Origin of the sequence: Bacteroides sp. GM023 (genome assembly GCF_014750685.1) — a bacterium.
Lineage (GTDB): Bacteria > Bacteroidota > Bacteroidia > Bacteroidales > Bacteroidaceae > Bacteroides.
The window spans coordinates 273,333-294,840 of sequence record NZ_JAAXGE010000007.1; the positions used below are offsets into that span (position 1 = coordinate 273,333).

Annotated in this window: 10 protein-coding genes; all 10 read left to right on the forward strand. The window is 43.2% G+C overall.

The window, feature by feature from the left end; translation table 11 throughout:
- Nucleotides 1-135: 135 nt before the first annotated feature.
- The 10 genes from HC965_RS16455 (at nucleotide 136) to HC965_RS16500 (ending at nucleotide 21,325) form a co-directional block, all read left to right on the forward strand.
- Entirely contained in the window at nucleotides 136-3,294 is a 3,159-nt protein-coding gene (locus HC965_RS16455) for a TonB-dependent receptor (RefSeq protein ID WP_191032472.1), read from the forward strand.
- Nucleotides 3,295-3,310: 16 nt separating this feature from the next.
- A complete protein-coding gene (locus HC965_RS16460) occupies nucleotides 3,311-5,182 on the forward strand; it encodes a RagB/SusD family nutrient uptake outer membrane protein (protein ID WP_191032473.1) in 1,872 nt (623 codons plus the stop codon).
- A 32-nt stretch (nucleotides 5,183-5,214) separates the two neighbouring features.
- Nucleotides 5,215-8,058 (forward strand): SusC/RagA family TonB-linked outer membrane protein, encoded by a 2,844-nt coding sequence (locus HC965_RS16465; protein ID WP_191032474.1) that lies wholly within the window; start codon nucleotides 5,215-5,217, stop codon nucleotides 8,056-8,058.
- A 24-nt stretch (nucleotides 8,059-8,082) separates the two neighbouring features.
- Complete coding sequence (locus HC965_RS16470) at nucleotides 8,083-9,852, forward strand: RagB/SusD family nutrient uptake outer membrane protein (RefSeq protein WP_191032475.1); 1,770 nt, start codon at nucleotides 8,083-8,085, stop codon at nucleotides 9,850-9,852.
- Between the two features lie 31 nt (nucleotides 9,853-9,883).
- On the forward strand, nucleotides 9,884-10,918 hold the full coding sequence (locus HC965_RS16475) for a DUF5627 domain-containing protein (RefSeq protein ID WP_191032476.1): 1,035 nt from the start codon (nucleotides 9,884-9,886) through the stop codon (nucleotides 10,916-10,918).
- A 36-nt stretch (nucleotides 10,919-10,954) separates the two neighbouring features.
- Nucleotides 10,955-13,186 (forward strand): endo-1,4-beta-xylanase, encoded by a 2,232-nt coding sequence (locus HC965_RS16480; RefSeq protein WP_191032477.1) that lies wholly within the window; start codon nucleotides 10,955-10,957, stop codon nucleotides 13,184-13,186.
- 50 nt (nucleotides 13,187-13,236) lie between these two features.
- Nucleotides 13,237-16,032: a glycoside hydrolase family 98 domain-containing protein gene (locus HC965_RS16485; RefSeq protein ID WP_223854924.1), complete on the forward strand. Its 2,796-nt coding sequence runs from the start codon at nucleotides 13,237-13,239 to the stop codon at nucleotides 16,030-16,032.
- 116 nt (nucleotides 16,033-16,148) lie between these two features.
- Entirely contained in the window at nucleotides 16,149-17,726 is a 1,578-nt protein-coding gene (locus HC965_RS16490; RefSeq protein ID WP_191032478.1) for a glycoside hydrolase 43 family protein, read from the forward strand.
- 58 nt (nucleotides 17,727-17,784) lie between these two features.
- Complete coding sequence (locus tag HC965_RS16495; protein ID WP_370539986.1) at nucleotides 17,785-18,684, forward strand: alpha/beta hydrolase; 900 nt, start codon at nucleotides 17,785-17,787, stop codon at nucleotides 18,682-18,684.
- Nucleotides 18,685-18,694: 10 nt separating this feature from the next.
- On the forward strand, nucleotides 18,695-21,325 hold the full coding sequence (locus tag HC965_RS16500) for a glycoside hydrolase family 2 TIM barrel-domain containing protein (RefSeq protein ID WP_191032480.1): 2,631 nt from the start codon (nucleotides 18,695-18,697) through the stop codon (nucleotides 21,323-21,325).
- Nucleotides 21,326-21,508: the final 183 nt, after the last annotated feature.

Genomic DNA, 21,508 nt, shown 5'->3' on the forward strand with positions numbered 1-21,508 from the left:
GATAATAAAGATAAAAATGAGTATCAACCTTAAATGAACGATTTATGAGAAACAAGTTAGATGACAGTTGAAGAGATGCCTTCTCTCACCTGTAGATTAAAAAAGAGATTATCATATTATTAAAATCTTAGACTAATGGTAATGAAAAATGTAAGATTACAAATTCAAAAGATTCCCTGCCTGGTTTTACTTCTGATTTTTAGCTGCATATCGGCTTATGCGCAGCATGGATTTGTGGTAAGCGGAACGGTTGTCGATTCAAATGGCGAGTCGATTATCGGGGCAAGTATTGCCTTGAAAGGTAATAAGACAGTAGGAACAATTACAGATTTGGATGGAAACTTCAAGTTGAAAGTTCCCGATGACAAGGCGGTACTCGTAGTGTCATTTATTGGTATGACTCCGCAGGAGGTCAAAGTTGCGGGAAAGAAAACGATAAAGGTAACTTTGGTTGATAGTAATGTACAATTGGAAGAAGTGATTGTTGTAGGTTATGGACAACAAAAGAAGGCAAGTGTGGTAGGTGCTATCACGCAAACCAGTGGTAAGACACTGGAACGTGCAGGAGGTGTAAGTAGTTTGGGTGCTGCATTGACAGGCTCTTTGCCGGGTGTTATCACTTCTGCTTCGACTGGTATGCCGGGTGAGGAAGATCCCCAGATTATTATTCGTACACAAAGTTCATGGAACAATAGCGAACCGTTGGTGCTGGTAGATGGTATTGAACGTGAGATGAGTTCTGTTGATATCTCTTCCGTAGAGAGCATTTCCGTGTTGAAGGATGCTTCCGCTACGGCAGTGTATGGTGTGAAGGGTGCTAATGGGGTTATTCTTATTACTACCAAGCGTGGTAAGGAAGGCAAGGCTAGCGTGCAGATAAAAGCCAATATCACGGCGAAGGTAGCATCCAAACTTCCGGAGAAATATGATGCCTATGATACTTTCTATCTGATGAATAACTCTATAGAGCGCGAAGCTTGTTTGAACCCGTCCGGATGGGCTAACTATAATCCTGTGGCTATTATCGACAAGTATCGTCATCCTGCCAATCAGGAAGAGTGGGATCGCTATCCGAATACAGATTGGGAAGACGTCCTCTTCAAAAAAAGTACGATGTCTTATAATGCCAGTGTCAATGTGGCGGGTGGTACGAAAGTAGTCAGTTATTTTGCCGCAGCGGATTTTGTGAGTGAAGGTGACTTGTTCAAGACATTCGACAATCATCGTGGATATAATTCGGGATTTGGTTATAACCGAATAAATGTACGTAGCAACCTCGACTTCCAGCTTACGCCGACTACCAAATTCTCGACTAATCTGTTTGGCTCTAATGCAGAACGGACAGTGCCATGGGAGTATGGAGACCAGGATGCATCTTATTGGTCTTCTGCCTATAAATCGGCTCCTGATGCAATGCGCCCTGTTTATTCCAACGGAATGTGGGGCTACTATGCACCACGTAATGCCGATGTACCCAACTCTGCATATAGCCTGGCAACTTCCGGTATAGAAAAACGTACCACAACTAAAATTACAACCGACTTTATCTTCGATCAGGACTTGAAGATGATTACCAAAGGGTTGAAATTCAAGGCTAACTTTTCTATGGACTATACGTTCAAGGAAGCCAAACGTGGTATAAACGATATGCATAAAGATGCGCAACGTATGTGGGTAGATCCGGACACAGGCTTGATTAAATTTAAAGAGGACCCAGATACAGGAACAGGACTTGATTATCCTATCAATAAGATTTATTGGGCAAGCCAGGCAGGTAGCGTGGATGTCAATGCTACTTACCGCAAGCTTTACTATTCGATGCAACTTGACTATGCCCGCACTTTTGGCAAACATGAGGTTACGGCATTGGGACTTTTCAGTCGTCTGAAAGAGGCTCAAGGTAGTGTTTTCCCCATTTATCGTGAAGACTGGGTATTTCGTCTCACATATAACTATGCATTGCGTTACTTTTTCGAAATGAACGGCGCCTACAATGGTTCTGAAAAGTTTGGTCCCGACTATCGTTTCGATCTGTTCCCTTCTTTCTCTCTCGGATGGATGCTCAGTGAAGAGAAGTTTATAAAGAAAAATCTCAAATTTCTGGATATGCTGAAGTTCCGTGCTTCATGGGGACGTGTAGGTGATGATTCATTGGTATTGCCTTGGCAGAGATTTGCTATGGGGAACCGGTTCTTGTATAAAGATCAGTTAAGCTATGGTGGTAATACTCTGATGGGGGACATCAATCCTGCCAACACTCCTTATACATATTATACTATAAGTAAACTTGGTAATCCGGATATTTCATGGGAAACTGTAGAGAAGAGAAATTTCGGTATTGACTATGCACTGTTTAATGGACTTATAGCCGGTTCGGTCGATATCTTCAACGATACCCGTACGGATATCTTGGTGAAAGGTAGTGAACGTGCCATCGCTTCTTATTTTGGACAATCAGCTCCCGATGCTAATTTGGGTAAGGTAAACAGTCATGGTTACGAACTTGAACTGCGACTGAACCACACTTTCAATAATGGTATTCGTGCTTGGTTGAATACAAGTATGACCCATGCAGTCAATAAAGTGAAATTTCGTGATGACGCGCCTTTGAAACCTACTTACCAGAGAGGGGCAGGGCATACTATTGATCAGACATATGCTTATATTGATCATGGCAATCTTGCCACTTGGGATGATGTGATAGGTAGTTCTGCATGGACAACAGGCAACGATATGAAACTTCCCGGAGACTATAATATTGTGGACTTCAATGGAGATGGTGTTATTGACGCCAATGACCGTGCTCCTTATCAGTATTCCAAGATGCCACAGAATACTTATAATGCTTCTATCGGAGCAGAATGGAAAGGCTTCAGCATTTTTGCCCAATTCTATGGCGTGAACAATGTTACTCGTGAAGTGAATTTCCCTACTTTTCGTAGTACTGCTCATGTGGCTTATGTTGAGGGTGAGTATTGGACACCCAGTGGTACGGCCGCATTACCGACTCCACGTTGGGGGACGACTGTGGATCCTGCGGCGGCAGGAACTCGCTATCTCTATGACGCCTCTTACCTGCGTTTGAAGAATGTAGAACTGTCTTATACATTTAACAATACTAAGTGGTTGAAGAAAATCGGTCTCAAGACTTGTCGCATCTATCTGAATGGAGATAATCTCTATATGTGGACAGATATGCCTGATGATCGTGAGTCTAATACCGGGTACTCTTCTTCTGACGGTGCTTACCCTACCATGCGTCGTTTCAATTTAGGAATTGACATAACTTTATAATATGAAAGTTAAGATTATGAATAAATATATCAATAAAATATTCCTGGCATCGGCGATTACCTTGATTGGCGTGCTGATTACCACCTCTTGTACCGATTATTTGGATAAATCGCCCAATAGCGATATTGCAGAGAATGATCCATACAAGAACTTTAAGAATTTCCAGGGTTTCATAGAGGAGCTTTATAAACGTGTACCAATTGTCTCTAATAACGACTATCACACATGTTTCAACTATGGTGAAGAAGAATATTGGGAACCGCAAGAAATCCGGCTTTTTGCTCGCAACATAGATTATGGTGATTTTTGGGGATGGACTACTTGCTTTTATTCTTATCCAACGACACGTAGTTCTGGCGGCCTTGCCAGAAATTCACATGGAAATCTGTGGCAGGACTGTTGGTATGGTATACGTAAAGCTAATATAGGTATTGCCAATCTGGATAAGTTGGTAAATGTTACTGAAGAAGAACGCCAATTGCTTGAGGGACAGCTCTACTTTTTTCGAGCATGGTTTCATTTCATGTTGATGGAATGGTGGGGTGGAATGCCTTATATTGATGAAGTGATTCCATCAGATGTGACTCCCACATTGTCCCGACTCACTTGGCAAGTGTGTGCCGAGAAGTGTGTGGCAGATTTTGACCATGCCATACCCCTGCTTCCTGTAGATTGGGATCAAACTACTGTCGGTAAGGTTACACTGGGCAATAATAATAGCCGTATCAATAAAGTTATGGCTTTGGCGTATAAAGGCAAGACACTGCTTTGGGCAGGTAGTCCATTGATGAACTGGGCTTCCGGAGGTACAAAAGAGTATAATGCTGGACTTTGTAAGCGTGCTGCCGATGCATTTGGAGATGCCTTGAAGATAATAGAAGAAACAGGCAGATATGAATTGGCTCCTATGGCAAACTATAATGAGATTTTTCTTGTGCATAATTCCAATGGTAAACTCAATGGTTTGAAAGAGGCTATTTTTCGTGAGAACCTTGTAGACTATGATGGACGCTGGCGTTGGAACATGATTAATGATTTCCGTCCGACAAGCATTGAATCTACCGGTATCAAAAGCTATCCTACAGCAAATTATGTCAACTATTTCGGAATGCAGAATGGTTATCCGATAAAGAATATGACTCAGGCAGATCCGGAAGCGGGTTATGACCCCGCTTATCCATGGAAAGATCGCGATCCGCGTTTCTATAAGACTATTATGTTTGATGGTGTGAAGTGGCAGAGTACGGGTGGTGCCGGTGGTTCCAGCGAACTGTTTACCAACGGGCGTGAAAGCGAAGAGAAAGATGAAAAGAAAGGTTGTTTCACCGGTTATATGAATTGTAAGCTTTGTCCGCAATTGATGAATACGGTTGATGGCTATAAGGAAAACAACATCATGGTGTTAAGCCTGATGCGTCTTGCCGATGTTTATCTGATGTATTCGGAAGCGACCGCCGTAGGCTACGGAACTCCTCAAAGCAAGGCTCTTACATTCCACAAGACTGCGGAAGATGCTATTAATGAGATTCGCAGGCGTGCCGGTGTGGAAGATGTGCTCGACCGGTTTACCGGCAATACCACGGATTTCCTAAGCGAAGTACGTCGTGAACGTGCGGTGGAACTGGCCTTCGAAGGTTTCCGTTTCATGGACCTCCGTCGATGGATGCTTATCGGACAGGCTCCTTACAATAGAAAAACGAAGATTGAGTTTGACAGGGGAGTATCTGCCGATGATTATAACTACGACAAGCCCGAAGAGAATAGGATTAAGAATCTTCGTGAAGAGGTACTGGTGGAAAGAAAGTTCACAGACCGGCACTATTGGCTGCCGTTGCCTAAGAATGATGTTTATCTCTATGAAGGCTTCGGCCAGAACCCGGGATGGTAATCTTGACGTATTAACTAATAACTACGTAAAAAATGAATAGAAAGTTTATATATATTGGCTGTACTGCTTTGGCAATGGCGTTTCTGAATGTTAGAGGCGTTGTGGCGCAAGAAGCACAGGACAGTCTTGTGAATGTGGCTTTCGGCAAAGTTGCGAAGGAAGACTTGACTCATGCCGTCTCTACCGTCAACACGTCGGAACTGTCGAAGATATTGTACAATAATAATAGTCTGATGGGACTTAACGGAATGGTGGGCGGATACAACGGTAACATTTGGGGACAAGGTGCCCTGGTACTGGTTGACGGTGTGCCACGTAGTGCCAGCAATGTCAAAGCGACAGAGGTAGAGAGTGTGTCGGTTCTGAAAGACGCTGCCGCCGTAGCGCTCTATGGCAGCCGTGCTTCGAAAGGAGTGATTCTTATTACTACCAAACGTGGTAAAAATGCGCCTATGAGCATAGATATTCGTGGTACAGTAGCCGCCAATGTTCCGGTTTCTTATCCCAGGTATCTGGACTCGGACTGTTACATGACTCTTTATAATGAAGCGTGCCGTAATGATGGAATAGCAGAGAAATACGATGCTTCTACGATTTACCAGACAACATTGGGTACCAATCCGTACCGCTATCCGGATATTGACTTTTATAGTTCGGACTATTTGCGGAAGTTTAATGTTAATTCGGGTGTCGTAGGTGAAGTGTATGGTGGAAATGAGAAGACCCATTATTATTTGGATTTCGGCATGGATTACAACAATAGTCTGTTGAAGTATGGTGAAGCGAAAAAGGCATACGATATGAGTTTCAATGTACGTGGTAATGTGGATATGTCACTTGCTTCCTGGTTGAAGGCTAGTACTAATGCTGCTGTGGTATTCAACAACAGTTATGCCGGTCGAGGTAGCTTTTGGGGAGTTGCCTCAACGCTTCGTCCGAACTGGTTTGCGCCATTGCTTCCTATCGATATGATGGATCGTACGGTTGCTACTATTGACGAGTATATCACAAACAGTAATCACTTGATTGATGGTCAATATTTGCTTGGTGGTACTTCTGCTGATACGACCAACCCATTCTCGGAATTGTTGGCCGCAGGATATACGAAAGAAAAATCGCGTATGTTTATGTTTGATGTTGTCTTGATGGCTGATCTTGACAACCTGCTCAAAGGGTTGTCATTCAAGACTGCTTATAGCGTAGACTATACGTCTTACTATTCTGAAGCATTTGCGGAGGATTACGCTGTATACCAACCTACCTGGGCGAACGTAAATGGTAAAGACATGATTGTCGGGCTGACTAAGTTCGGAGAAGATAAGAAGAGTATTAATGAATATGTAGGTAAATCGACTTATGACCAGACACTCACTTTCAGTGCACAGTTTGATTATGCCCGTACATTCAACAAATACCACAATGTGTCCGCCACATTGCTGGGATGGGGGTATCAAACTCAAAGTTCTTCGGATGAGAACAACAATGCTATCGGCAGCAGTGTAGCAGGTAGTAATTATCATCGGACCAGTAATGTGAATCTTGGCCTGCGTGCGTCCTATAATTATGCTCATAAATATTATGTAGATTTTACCGGAGCATTGGTTCATTCTGCCAAACTTCCCGAAGGTAAACGTAATGCTTTCTCTCCCTCCGTCACTTTAGGCTGGAGACTTAGTAAGGAAAAGTTTATGAAGGATGTGGACTTTGTGGACGATTTGAAATTGACAGCGTCATATGCTAAGTTACATCAGGATTTGGATATCTCTGATTACTATATGTATAAGGGTTATTACTTGATGGAGCAGAAGAAGACCGGTTGGTATCAATGGCATGACGGAACAGCAGGTGGCGTTCTTTCAGGTTCCATACGTGGTGGAAATCCGGAATTGACATTCATTACCCGCGAAGAGTACCGTGTGGGAATTGATGCGACATTGTTTAATAAACTGTTTCAGCTGAATGCCAACTATTTCACGCAGACAACCGGTGGACTGTTGACGCGTGGTGCTTCTACCATCTTCCCTTCTTATTTTAATTTGAATGATACTTCCTCATTCCTGCCTTGGATAAATAATAATGAAGACAAGCGTTCCGGCTTTGATTTTGGAGTTACTGCCAATAAAAAGTTTGGTCAACTGGATGTGACTCTGGGTTTTAATGGCATGGTTTTCTCTTCAAAAGCTACTAAGCGCGACGAAGTGACGGAATATGATTACTTACTTGCTGAAGGGCATGCGCTCGATGCGGTAAGAGGTTACGTGTGCGAGGGGTTCTTCCAAAGCGAGGAAGATATTGCGAAACACCCGAGACAAACTTTCGGAACCGTTAAACCCGGTGACCTGAAATACAAGGATATCAATGAAGATGGTGTGATAGACAGTAAAGATCAAATCGACCTGGGTAAAGGTGGATGGTGGGCAGCGCCTTTCACATTTGGTATCAATCTGAAACTAAAGTATAAAAACTTCTCGTTGTTTGCGCTTGGTAACGGACGAACCGGTGCTATTGGTATGAAGGATAACTCTTATTACTGGAACAGGGGTACAAGTAAGTTCTCCGAAGTCGTATGGAACCGTTGGACCTACAAGACTGCCGAGACGGCCACTTATCCTCGGTTAACGACAGGTAACGGTGATAATAATTATCGCAGCTCTACGTTCTGGATGTACAAGACGAATATGTTCAAATTGGCAAACGTACAATTTAGTTATGATTTCCCGGAGAGCACATTCAACGGAACGTTTGTTCATGGACTCAGCTTGTATTGTGGTGGCAGCAACTTGCTCACCATCTCAAAAGAGCGCCAATATATGGAGTTGAGTACCGGTTATCCCCAGATGCGTAACTTTTATGTAGGCTTTAAAGCTGCTTTCTAAATCTAACTAATAAGAAAACATAATATGAATAAGAAGATATTACTTTTTGTAGCCGGTGCTCTGATGTTGAGTGGTTGCGATGACCTCTTCAAACCGGGGCTCGAAAACTTCAAGGATGTAGAGCAGATGTACGAAGATGCCCAGTATGCACAAGGCTTCCTGATGAGTACATATAGTCATATCCCGGGCTACTATGACAATAGTGAATATGCTACGGACGATGCTGTGGTTAATCAGAAAAGCGATGCGTTCCTCACGATAGCTACCGGTGGATGGACAGCGTCTACGTGGACATCTCTCAATCAATGGACGAACTCGTTCAGCTCCATACAGTACCTCAACCTTTTTCTTGAGAATGTTGACCAGGTGAAGTGGGCGGATGACGCGGAGAAAAATGCTCTTTTTGCCCGTCGTACTAAAGGTGAGGCGTATGGACTTCGTGGTATGTTCCTTTATTACCTACTCCGTGCTCATGCCGGATTCGGAGAAAATGGCGAGTTACTGGGTGTGCCTATTTTGACAGAATCACAAACTGTAGAATCTGATTTTAACCTTCCACGTGCCTCTTTCCAGGCTTGCGTAGAACAAATTTACAGTGATTTGTCGAAAGCGGAAGAAATGCTGCCTTGGGAGTATGAAGATGTAACGACAGTTCCTGTTGAGTTCCAGTCTGCCACACAGGATATAAGTAAGTATAACATAGTAATGGGGGCAAAAGCACGTCAATTGTTCAACGGACTGATTGCCCGCGCCTATCGTGTACGTACGGCTATCCTTGCTGCCAGTCCTGCATTTCAAACTCCATCAAATACTTCTACTTGGGAGGAGGCTGCTATGGCTGCCGCCTCTGTTATAGACTATAATGGTGGAATTGACGGCTTGGCTGCTGACGGTGTTACTTATTATGAAGCAGCCATTGCGGATGCAATAAAAGATGGTGTGAACCCCAAAGAAATACTTTGGAGAGAAAATATCAGCAGTGGTGATACGAATCAGGAAGGAAGACATTTTCCGCCTTCATTGTTCGGTTCCGGCAATATGAATCCCTCGCAGAACCTGGTAGACGCTTTTCCTATGGCTAATGGTTATCCGATTGATGATGTTACTAACAGTGGGTATGATAAGAGTAAACCTTATGACAACCGTGATCCTCGTTTGGCTAAGTATATTATTTATAATGGCTCTACTGCGGGCAGCAGCAACAAGACTATCTATACTAGTTCAAAGTCGTCTACAGATGATGGAATCAATACTGTGGAACAGAAATCAACCCGTACAGGTTACTATATGAAGAAACGTCTGCGCATGGATGTAAACTGCGATCCTACCTCTACTTCTGCAAAAGCGCACTACAATCCCCGTGTCCGTTATACCGAAATGTATCTTGACTATGCGGAGGCTGCCAACGAAGCTTGGGGCCCAAAGAATGCCAATGGCAACGGCTACTCTGCTTATGATGTTGTGAAGGCTATCCGCAAGCGCGCGGGAGTAGGCGGTGATAATGATTCGTATCTGGAAAAATGTGCAAATGACCCGAATGAAATGCGTAAATTAATCCGCAATGAACGTCGTTTGGAACTATGTTTTGAGGGATTCCGCTTTTGGGATCTCCGTCGTTGGAACGAGAATCTTAACGAAGCGGTACGTGGCATTGACTGGACTTCTGACGGACAGAGTTATACTACGTTCACTGTAGAGGAACGGGCTTATGAGGATTATATGCGTTATTGTCCCATTCCGTATTCAGAGACACTCAAATTCAGCAACCTTATTCAGAATAAGGGCTGGAAGTAATTACAGAACATACACATAACATCTATAGATAATGAAAAAGAATTTAATATATATCGGACTAGCCTCATTCTTCCTCACTTTTACTTCTTGTGAGAATGGGGAGAATGAGTTCCCTGATTTTGATTATCAGACTGTATATTTTGCCAACCAATATGGTCTGCGTACTATTGAACTTGGTGAGGAAAACTTCTATGACAATACTCTTGATAATCAGCATAAGATGTTGATTAAGGCTGCATGGGGTGGTGGTTATACCAATCGCAAGAATGTGATTATCGATTATGTGGTAGAAGAGTCGCTGTGTGACGGACTCTATTTCAAGGGTACTGATATTCCCGTCACTCCAATGCCGTCTTCCTACTATGCGTTGGCTTCCAGACAGATCAGTATTCCTGCAAATGAGATTTCGGGTGGGGTGGAAGTGCAGCTCACTGATGCTTTCTTCGCTGACGAAAAGTCTATTGACCGGTATTATGTGATTCCTCTCAGAATGGACGATGTACAGGGGGCTGACTCAATTCTTCAAGGCAAGTCTGCTGTGGATTCTCCTGCATGGAATAATGCCGATGATTGGAGTATCCAGCCAAAGAATTATGTACTCTATGCTGTAAAATATGTCAATCCCTGGCACGGGCAGTACCTGCGTCGTGGAGTGGATCAGGTTACCATTGGTGGCGAATCCAAACAGCTTGTCCGCCATGCTGAATTTGTAGAGAAGGATGAGGATGTAGATGTTACTACTGCTGCTTATAAGGAAGATCTCCTGACACTGCAAGTGAAAGATGGTGGAGGTGATGCGCATAGTTTCACATTACATCTGACTTTTAATGAGGAGGGGGCTTGCTCCATCACCTCAGGTTCACAGGACGTAGTAGCTAGTGGAAGCGGCAAGTTCGTAAGTAAAGGGGAGAAGAACAGCCTTGGCGGGAAAGACCGTGATGCTATTTATCTGGAATATAATGTCGAACTGAAAAATCCGGGTATTCAGCTGGCCACTAAAGACACATTGGTGCTTCGTACCCGTAATGTGTATGGCGGTGGGACATTTGAGGTAGAACGGAAATAGTGTTTTATCCGATATAAACGTTAAAACTAGAAGAATATGAAATACATCAATAATAAGATAATCTTTTTTGTATTGGTAGCCACTGTAGTGGTATCGTGCAAGGATGAGTACGCTTGTCATCTTCCGCTGGAAAAGCCGGAAGAAGTAGCCAATAGCGAGTATTTGAGCACATTCGACCTTTTGAAGTCGTATGTTAACAGCAATAGCTCTTTTCAACTGGCTACTAATATGTCTGCAAGCCTGCTTACCAAGAAAGACATTGCATATAGTACTTTGTTGGCAAACTTCAATGCGGCCGATGTGAATGGTTCGTTTACCCCGCTTAATACATTGAAGGTGGACGGTACTTATGACTTTGGCGGTATGCAGTCGGTGACTGACCTTACAGCCAGAGCCGGTATCGCACTTTATGGTGGTTCACTCTGCTCAGACCAAGGACAGCGTGCCGTCTATTATAATAAGCTCATTGAACCGATTGATATACCGGTGGAAACAGAAACGGGTAAAACGAAGTTATTCAACTTTGACGATGATGCAATTGGTAAAACTTACCCTATGACTGGTAATAGTTCGGCTACTGTAGAAGAGGACCCCGCTGGTGAAAGTGGGCACGTACTTCATGTAGGTACGAACGATGTAAAGGCTAATGATTCATATGCCAAGCTCCATGTTGTGCTGCCCAGTGGCAGAATGTTGGGTGATTATGTGAGGTTGAATATAGACTTACGTCATGTTGGTGAAGATGGTATCCATGGGCAAGGTATGAGGGTTCTTATAAATGGAACTAAGTTTGCTTTGGGGAAAAGTGCAGCTGACCTTGGTGCAACCGATAATAAGTGGAAACGTAGTCTTGTAATAAAACTAAATGATGCTACTGCTCCGGGATTTGTGATACCGGAAAACATGAGAGGTCTTACAGAATTTGATCTTTCTATCGGTTCTCAATCTACTGCTGCTCAATATTATCTTGATAATATTTCTATGGAATATGAAGTGTCAGGTAAAGGAAGCACTACTATTAGTTTTGAGACTGACGCGATAAATGACACATATCCTATGACCGGTAGCGGAACAGCCACAGTTGTAAAGGACCCGGCCGGAGAGAGTGGGAATGTACTTTACATCAACCAAGCTGCATGGGCATTTCCAAAGTTTACTGTTAAATTGAAAGAAGGCATGACACTGAAAGATTATACCGGCATGATGATGGATATGCGTCTTATCAAGGGAATGTATGGCGGCGGTATGAGCGTAATAATAAATGGACAAACGATCTCTCTTAATACGAATGCAGCCAATTATGGTTTTCAGGAAAATGATACCTGGAAACGTGGTGGGATACTTGTGACATTTGTAAAGGAGGGTACGTATAGCGCTTTGGGTGAAGATATTCCCAAAGGAACGATTGAGATACCTGATGCCATGAAAGACCTTAATGAAATGGAGTTTTCAATCGGCTCAAGTTCAAGTAACTGGACAGCATACATCGACAACTTAAAGTTTATGTGGGAAGCCCAGCCGCAGCATATAGAGAAAACTCCTGAAGAAAAGAAAGAAATATTCACCAAGGAAATGGAAAAATGGATTGGGGGAATGGTATATGCTGGCGTTAATGAAGTGAACAGCGTGAAGTTGTGGAACATTATTAGTGAGCCGCTTGATAATACGACTGATGAAAATACATTCAAATGGAGTGAATATCTGGGTGAAATAGATTATGCACGTACTGCTGTGAAGATTGCACGGGATACAGTGAAGAACGTAGGGGTGGAACTTGAACTTTTTGTCAGCCAAACTATCAACCAATTTGATGATATGGGAAAAGTAGCCGATGAACTTATCACATTGGTCGATTCGTGGGAAGCAGACAATGTAACCAAAATTGACGGATATAACATTTTGCTTCATGCTATTTATTCCCAAAATGTCACAGACCAGGAAGGTAATGAAGAAATTATAACCGGATTGTTTGAGAAACTTGCAGCAAGTGGTAAAACGGTGCGCGTCTCTGATCTCAGTATGATGGTGCAGGACACCAATAGAAACTTCATTGTAGCCAATAAGCTCACTTTGGAGGAACGTGCTGCTGCTGCCGAATATTTGGCTTTCATTATGAAAGAGTACAGAAGGCTGATTCCTGCCGACAAGCAATATGGCATTTCGATATCCGGCATGAGCGAAAGCAACGGTGGAAATACGGTTTGTCCATGGACTTCCGGCTACAATCGAAATGGTATGTATGAAGGAGTAGTTGAAGGATTGAAATAACCTTGGGTAACGTGAGTTTAATATAAACATGTTCCGCTAATAAAATATATATGATGAAATATTTACTTTTTAATGTACGCCTTTTCCCGGCTCTGCTTTTTTCTTTCTTGCTCGTTTGCTTTTACAGTTGCAAGGATGAGGAAATACTTCAAATAGTAGTAGGTCCCGAACCTCCAAAGTCGGAGAATACGATAGATGATATAAATTCCAACTTAAAGGCGCTGCAACGAATGGTTGTGGCGCAGGAAAAAGGGCTGGATGTGAGATCGTGTGTGACACTCTCTGCCTCTTCTTACAATGTGGAACTTTCAGACGGAAACAGTTTTACCGTACGTACTGAAATTACGCCTTTGGATAAAGGAGAAACCTCTGTTTACGCTCCAAAGCTTAGCGTGAAGAAGGATGGAGATACGTATTATTGGACTATCGATGATGATTGGTTGAGTATAAAAGATGCCAAAATTGCTGTTACATCAGAACTGTCCTCTATTCCTGTGGTAGGGATGGATGAAGATGGATATTGGACCGTGAAATGCAACGATGATGTAAAAACACTGAAACGCAGGGCGGAAGCCGGAACGGTGAAGAGTATTTTTAGCCAGGTGGATGTAAAAGGCAAGTCAGTGGCTTTCAGGTTTAGTGACGGCTCTTTGCCTCTTACGTTCACGATAGATGATAAGGACAATCCTGATGAACCGGTAATGGGGGATTTGCGTCGTCTTATCTCTCCCGACAAGCCGGCATGGATTTTCCATATCGACACATGGAATCATGCTGACCCACAGCGTATCATTGACATGATACCGGCAGACATCCGCCCATATGTAATCTTCAATATTTCACTTTCTGTTCTTCACGATGATGATACCGGCAAATGGGGACTGGTAGAATATGGGTATGAAGTCGCAAAATCATGGCTTCGCACTTGTGCTGAGAATAATGTATGGGCTATGGTGCAGCCTTCGAGCGGCGGTTTCTCCCATTTCCCGGATTTTGCGACATATGGTCAAATGGAAGGAAGTCTTTATGAAGAGTTCTATCGTGATTATCCCAACTTTCTGGGTTTTAACTATTGCGAGCAGTTCTGGGGATTTGACGACCAATTCTCGGTGTCATATCCTCAACGTTTAAAGCATTGGACTAATTTGATGAAGCTTAACGCTAAATATGGTGGCTATCTGACCATCAGTTTCTGTGGTCCGCATTGGGGAGCATCCCTTACCCCTGTGGCTATGTTTAAGCGTGATGCGGAGTTTGCCGCTATCTGCCGGGAACATCCGGAAAATTTGATAGTATGTGAGAAATACACCTCTACTTATGGGTTCTTCGATATAGAGAGTGCTTGTTTGGGAGCTTGGCTTTCCGGATATGCGGGACAATATGGGATGCGCTTTGATGAATGTGGTTGGAATGCAATATATTGGAATGGAGATGAGAAATTCCCGGTTGCCGCAGGTGCCATTCCTGCAATAGAGCATATCATGTTCACCGGTCAGACAATCTTTGACGGTCCCGAGACTATCCCCGAACAGGTATGTAAAGAGGGTAGTGCCATAAGTGCCGGAGATGGATATACGAAGCGTAATTGGGAGTTTTACCCCCAGCTTTACAATATCAATATGGATATTTATCGTAAAGTTCTGGATGGTACAATCCGGATTATGAGCCGTCAGGAAGTGATAGATCGTACGAAATATGTAATTGTCAATGACATTACGCCTAACAATACAGCTTCTGACCCGGGGTATCTTGCTCCTAAAACATTGTATGATGGGCTCTATAAACTGGATGAGGACGGCACTAATTACGAACAGCGTCTCTATTTCAAGAAAACGGGCCGTTATCCTACTCTTCCTGTGGTTTATGGGTTTGCTGACGATATTGCCAATTCATTCAAGTACAAAATTAATGCTTCGCAATATAATGGTACGTACGGTGATGTGAAACTTAAGCAGAGTATATTCAACCGTGATTTCCCTGAAGAATATACCGGAAACTTGTATGCAGGGCGTCATGAAAATGCGTGGGTGGCTTACAATGCATATTCAGAAGTGCGCAATGCCGCTATTCCATTCAAGTATAATACGTGCGAGAAGATGGAACTTGCCTTTGCCAAATACTCGGTGGCTGCCATCAAGGAGTATTCCAACAAAGTGACTTTCTATCTTACTAACTACAATGAGAAGGGAGTCAAGCAGACGGATGTAATCAAGATTTATGGCAGTACAGGTAAGCCGCAGATGACTTATACAGACCGTGCTACTCCTGCTTCATGCAGTATATCGGAAGATTGGACGAATGGTGTGTATACGATGACCGTTGTTCATAATGGTGCAGTTGATATAACAGTGAATTGTGTCGGTAACGCTACTGGTAGGGAAACTCAATATACGAAAGCTACTATCAGTATTCCTGCCAGTCCGAATATTTATCATGGTGCCCGCCAATATGAGGCTGAGAACTTTGAATATAAGAATATCAGCCGTGTCATCACGAAAAAACCTTATAGTGAAACGGAAGGGATTCTGCCGGATTATACAGCCATGGGCTTTCTAAATTTCGGTTCCAGTGGGAATGCTGCGGTACGTGATGAAGTTTCTGTGACTGATGCTGGCAATTATTCACTTCGTATCCGTTATTGTGCAGCTGCGACCGTCAATACTGTTGACCTTTATGTCAATGGTGTAAAGGTAGCTACTCCGGAGTTTGCCCAGACGGGCGTTGGAAACTGGGAAACAACCTCTGCGGGTGTGTCCTTGAATGCCGGAAAGAATAAAGTGGAATTGATTGCGAATGGTAGTAGTGCCTCTTGTGACCTCTACTTGGATAACATTGTAATAGAATAGGTATGTACATGTAAGAATATAGTCTGCATAAACTTTTAAGAGAGTGCAGACTATATTTGATTCATACGCCTGTTCATTGTCACAACGAGGAAGGACGTATATATAAATTTACTGAGATGAATCGAACAATTATTTTATTATTGATACTTTCTTTGTGCGGAGGTTGTAAAGTAACTTCTGTATCTTCAACTTTCACTAATCCGGTTGTCTACGCTGATGTTCCTGATATGGATGTAATCAGAGTCGGAGATGATTTTTATATGATGAGTACCACTATGCATTTGATGCCGGGCGCTCCGGTCATGAAGTCGAAAGATTTGGTAAACTGGGAAATAATCAGTTATGTTTTTGACCGCTTGACAGATACTTCCAATTATGACCTTATAAATGGTACCGTTTATGGGCGTGGGCAATGGGCTACATCGATTCGTTATCACCAAGGGAAGTTCTATGTGTTGTTTTCTCCTAATGATAAGCCTTATCGTTCATATATTTATACGGCGACAGATCCTGCCGGAAAATGGGAACTACTAACACGGACACAGCATTTTCATGATTCTTCTCTCTTTTTTGATGACGACGGACGGGTGTATGTTTTCTCGGGTACGGGTTCTCTGAAAGAGCTGAATGCCGATCTTTCGGGTGTAAAGCCGAATGGCGTGGATATGAAGATTTTTGAACGGGATGAAACCGAAACCGGACTACTGGAAGGAAGCCGGGTGGTGAAACATAATGGAAAATATTATTTGCTGATGATTTCGTGGCCGAAAGGTGAAAATCGCAGGCAGGTGTGTTATCGTGCCGATAAGATCACCGGACCATACGAAAAGAAGGTGATATTGGAGGATAATTTTGCCGGATTCCCTTATGTGGGGCAAGGGTGTATTGTAGATGATACGAAAGGAAATTGGTACGGAATGATTTTTCAGGATCGCGGTGGCATAGGAAGGGTGGCCACACTGATGCCTTGCCGTTGGATTGACGGATGGCCGATATTGGGAGATGACAACGGTAAAGTGCCTTTACTGATGGAAAAGCCTGTGCAAGGGTATCCGGAGAAATCTCTTGTTGTAAGTGATGACTTCAGTGATTCAAAACTGAAATTAAACTGGCAGTGGAATCACAATCCGGTGAACGAGGCTTGGTCGTTGACGGAACGTCCCGGTTTCCTGAGACTGAAAACAAGCCGGGTGGTTGATAATCTTTTTTTAGCTCCAAATACGATTAGCCAACGAATGGAAGGACCGGAATGTAGCGGTGTGGTTGCACTGGATGTCGCTCATATGAAAGAAGGAGATGTGGCAGGCTTTAGTGCTTTTAACGGGGATGCGGCTCTTCTGTCGATCGTTATGAGAAATGGAAAGAAATATCTTGCGATGTCTGTAGACTCTGTCAATTTGGATAGCTCTAGCAAAGCCGTTCTCGGTGTGAGAAGTGAAGAAAAGGAACAACTGGAGCTTAACCAATCTGTCATTTACTTGCGGATTGACGGGGATTTTCGTTTGGACCATGATATAGCGGCTTGCTATTATAGCTTGGATAATAAGGATTGGAAGAGAATAGGGGACGACTTCAAGATGAGGTTTGATTATCGAAGGCTTTTTATGGGAACTAGATTTGCTATCTTTAATTATGCTACCAAGTCACTTGGAGGATATGTGGATATAGATTATTTTGATTATAAGAGGAACTGAAGAGTTATTTCATATCTTTGTATGTGAGGAATGCTTTATATAAGAAAATGAAAAGATAATGAAGATGAGAAAGTTAGGTGTATTGGTAGCCTTGTCTATTTATATCCTGTCATTGCAAGCACAGTCGAATTTTCAAAGTCGGGTAGTTACTGATACGGTTTATAGTGAAGTTTTAAAGACGAAGCGTGCGTATACGGTGTATCTGCCTAAAAGTTCTGAACATAATAAAGAAAAGAGCTATCCGGTTCTCTACCTCTTGCATGGTATGTGGGAAAAGAATGATGTGTGGGCGAATCGTGGATATGTAAAAGATGTAATGGATTGCCTTACTGAGAGTGGGGAAGCCTGTGAAATGATTATCGTCACTCCTGATGCCGGAGGTGGAGACCCGAATATCTATCAAAATGGATATTTTGATATGGCGGGATGGAAATATGAAACATTCTTCTTCAAGGAGTTCTTGCCATTTATAGAGGAGCGTTATCGTGTCATTGGGGATAAGCAGCATCGTGCCATTGCAGGGCTTTCGATGGGAGGCGGAGGGGCTACCGGTTATGGCCAGCGTCATGCCGGGATGTTTTGTGCAGTTTATGCAATGAGTGCGTTGATGGATATACCGGAAGAAGGAGCGGCCCGTTTTGATGATCCGAATGGAAAGTTGGCAGTATTAACCCGTTCGGTGATAGAGAAGAGTTGTGTGAAATATGTAATGTCATCCAATGAAGAACGCAAGGCAGAACTGCGTAGTGTCGCTTGGTTTGTTGACTGTGGTGACGATGATTTTCTGCTCGACCGGAATATAGAATTCTTTCGTGCGATGCGCGGAGCGAATATCCCTTGTCAGTTCCGTGTACGTGATGGCGGTCATACTTGGGAATACTGGCATTCGGCTCTTTACACTTGCTTGCCTTTTGTGAGCCGTATGTATCATGGCCTGTCTTTTACTCAAATAAAATAGGTGTTGCTGTATGATGAATATGATAAAGCGTGTATTATTGTTAGGTGTGTTAATCGGCTTGCTGCATTCAACCGCGTATTCTGTCGGGGATGTACGTTTGAAACAGAATATTAATCGTGAGTGGAAATTTGTATTGTCCGATGTCAAAGGTGCTGAGGCTACGGATTTCAACGACGAGGATTGGCAAAATATATCTCTGCCACATTCTTTCTCGATACCCTATTTTATGTGGAGTAAGGTTTATAACGGCTACGGTTGGTATCGCAAGGCGATTGACATCCCCATTGAATGGAAGGATAAGAATGTGACACTGGAATTTGAAGGTTCCTTTATAGAAACTGAAGTATATATTAATGGAACTTATTTAGGTAAGCATATCGGTGGCTATACAGGATTCTTTTTTGATATAACCCGTTACCTCAATACAGGGAAGAATGTTATTGCCGTTCGGGTCAATAATCTTTGGAAACCGGATGTTGCCCCGCGTGCCGGTGACCATCAGTTTAGCGGAGGGATTTATCGGGATGTTTATTTGAACGTCACAGATAAGTTGCATGTTGATGTGTATGGAACTTTTGCCTATACTACTGCTATTAGTAAAAAAGAAGCCTTGTGCGAGATGCAGACGGAGATAAAGAATAATTATCCGTCGGGTAAGAATTGTGTTGTACAAACGGAAATCAAATCACCCGCGGGTAAGGTGGTATCAAAGAGGCAAACGAAAATCTCTGTGAAGGGGAATGAAGTAAAGCTTGTCAGGCAGGTACTTCCCGGGATAAGCAAACCGCAGTTGTGGTCTCCTGAATCTCCTCAACAGTACAAGGCTGTGACAACAGTTGTGGCGGATGGAAAAGTGATGGATAAATATGAGACTACTTTTGGACTTCGTTGGTTTGAGTGGACAGCAGACAATGGCTTTTTCTTGAATGGAGAACATTATTATCTGTTGGGCGCCAACGTGCATCAAGACCAGGCCGGATGGGGAGATGCTGTGACAAATGCGGCTATGCGTCGTGATGTACAAATGATAAAAGATGCCGGATTCAATTGTATACGGGGTTCTCATTATCCGCATGATCCTGCTTTCGTCCAAGCTTGTGATGAGATTGGGCTTATATTCTTCTCTGAAAATGCTTTTTGGGGAACAGGTGGTGCGTTTGGTGACCGTTTTAGTTGGAATCATCCGACTTCCAGTTGCTACCCGGCAAATCCGGAATATCGTCCGAAATTTGATAAAAGTGTTTTGGCACAGTTGAAAGAGATGGTAAAGATTCATCGTAACCATGCTTCTATTGCCGCATGGAGTATGTGCAACGAGCCGTTTTTTACTGATTGGGAGACTTTCAAAGACATGAAGTCCTTGTTGAATCAGGCTACCGACAGTGTGTCCGTTTGGGATCCTACGAGAAAAGTGGCAATCGGTGGGGCACAACGTGGCGAAATAGATCGGTTGGGGAAAAATGCTGTTGCTTTTTATAATGGTGATGGTGCGTCGCGCACTGAATTTCAGAATCCGGGAGTACCTAACCTTGTGTCAGAGTATGGTAGTACGACTTCTCATCGTCCCGGGCGTTTCTTTGCCGGTTGGGGAGATGTGGTGAAAACACCCGGATATGCTGATCCCTGGAATCCTCCAACGTGGCGTAGCGGACAGATTATCTGGTGTGGATTCGACCATGGCACTATTTTTGGAACAGGATTGGCTACCATGGGAATGATAGATTATTTTCGTTTGCCTAAACGCCAATATTATTGGTATGTAGAGGCGCTAAAGAAAGGGAATAGGAAGCCTCAGGAACCCGAATGGCCGGTTGAGGGCATACCTGCAAAACTGGAATTGAAGGCGAGCAATACTATCATATCATCGACAGATGGGACGGATGACGCGCAATTGGTGGTCACTGTTTTGGATGCACAGAATAGGCATATTAGTAACAATATACCTATAGAATTGAGAATCCTTTCAGGCCCGGGTGAGTTTCCTACGGGGCGGACGATACGTTTCATGCCTCCTTCTAAGGAAGAGGCTTCGGATATAGCGATTCGTGACGGACAGGCGGCTATTGCCTTTCGCTCTTACCATGGAGGAAAAACAGTTATTCAGGCGACGGCCGATGGCTTGAAACCGACTGTTATTGAAATTACTACTTTGGGTACTCCTAGGTGGAAAGAAGAAATCACAGTTCCTGTTGCCGAACGTCCTTATCACCGGTATGAAGGGAAAGTCGGTGGACAAGTCTCGGATACGGATCAAATGTTGCTGGCTACTTATCGTCCTACTTGGGTTAGTTCTTCTTTAGAGGGGACTAATAAGGCTTATGTAAATGATGGAGATGTGGCTACTGTATGGAAACCTGTTGCTTCAGACAGGGAAAAATGGTGGAAGTTGGCTTTGGAAGCTTCTTATTGCATTAGTAAAATTCAAGTGGAATTGCCTGAAACTGATGTTGTATATCAATATAAAATAGAGGTCTCTGTTGATGACTTGCTTTGGAAGGAAGTCATATCGGATAGGGTGGGGGCTAAAGATTCCAAGAGCAGGACTTTCCAAGGTGATTTTGGATGTAATATCGCTTTTATTCGTATCAGTTTTATTTCGGATGAGGCTGGACTGGCCGAAGTCCGGGTGGATGGAAAATGAAACATATTTATTTCATTCAAAACCGGTACAGAAAGAAGTAATCATTAACTTGTTAGCTCTTTGTGGTTATCCTGTCGTTCATTAAAGGATAGCGTGTGTTTCATTAAGGGATAGCATATAAATCTCAGTTAGGTTGCATGTACGAGATGAGCATCTTATGCGCTACCAGATGAGCATCTCGTA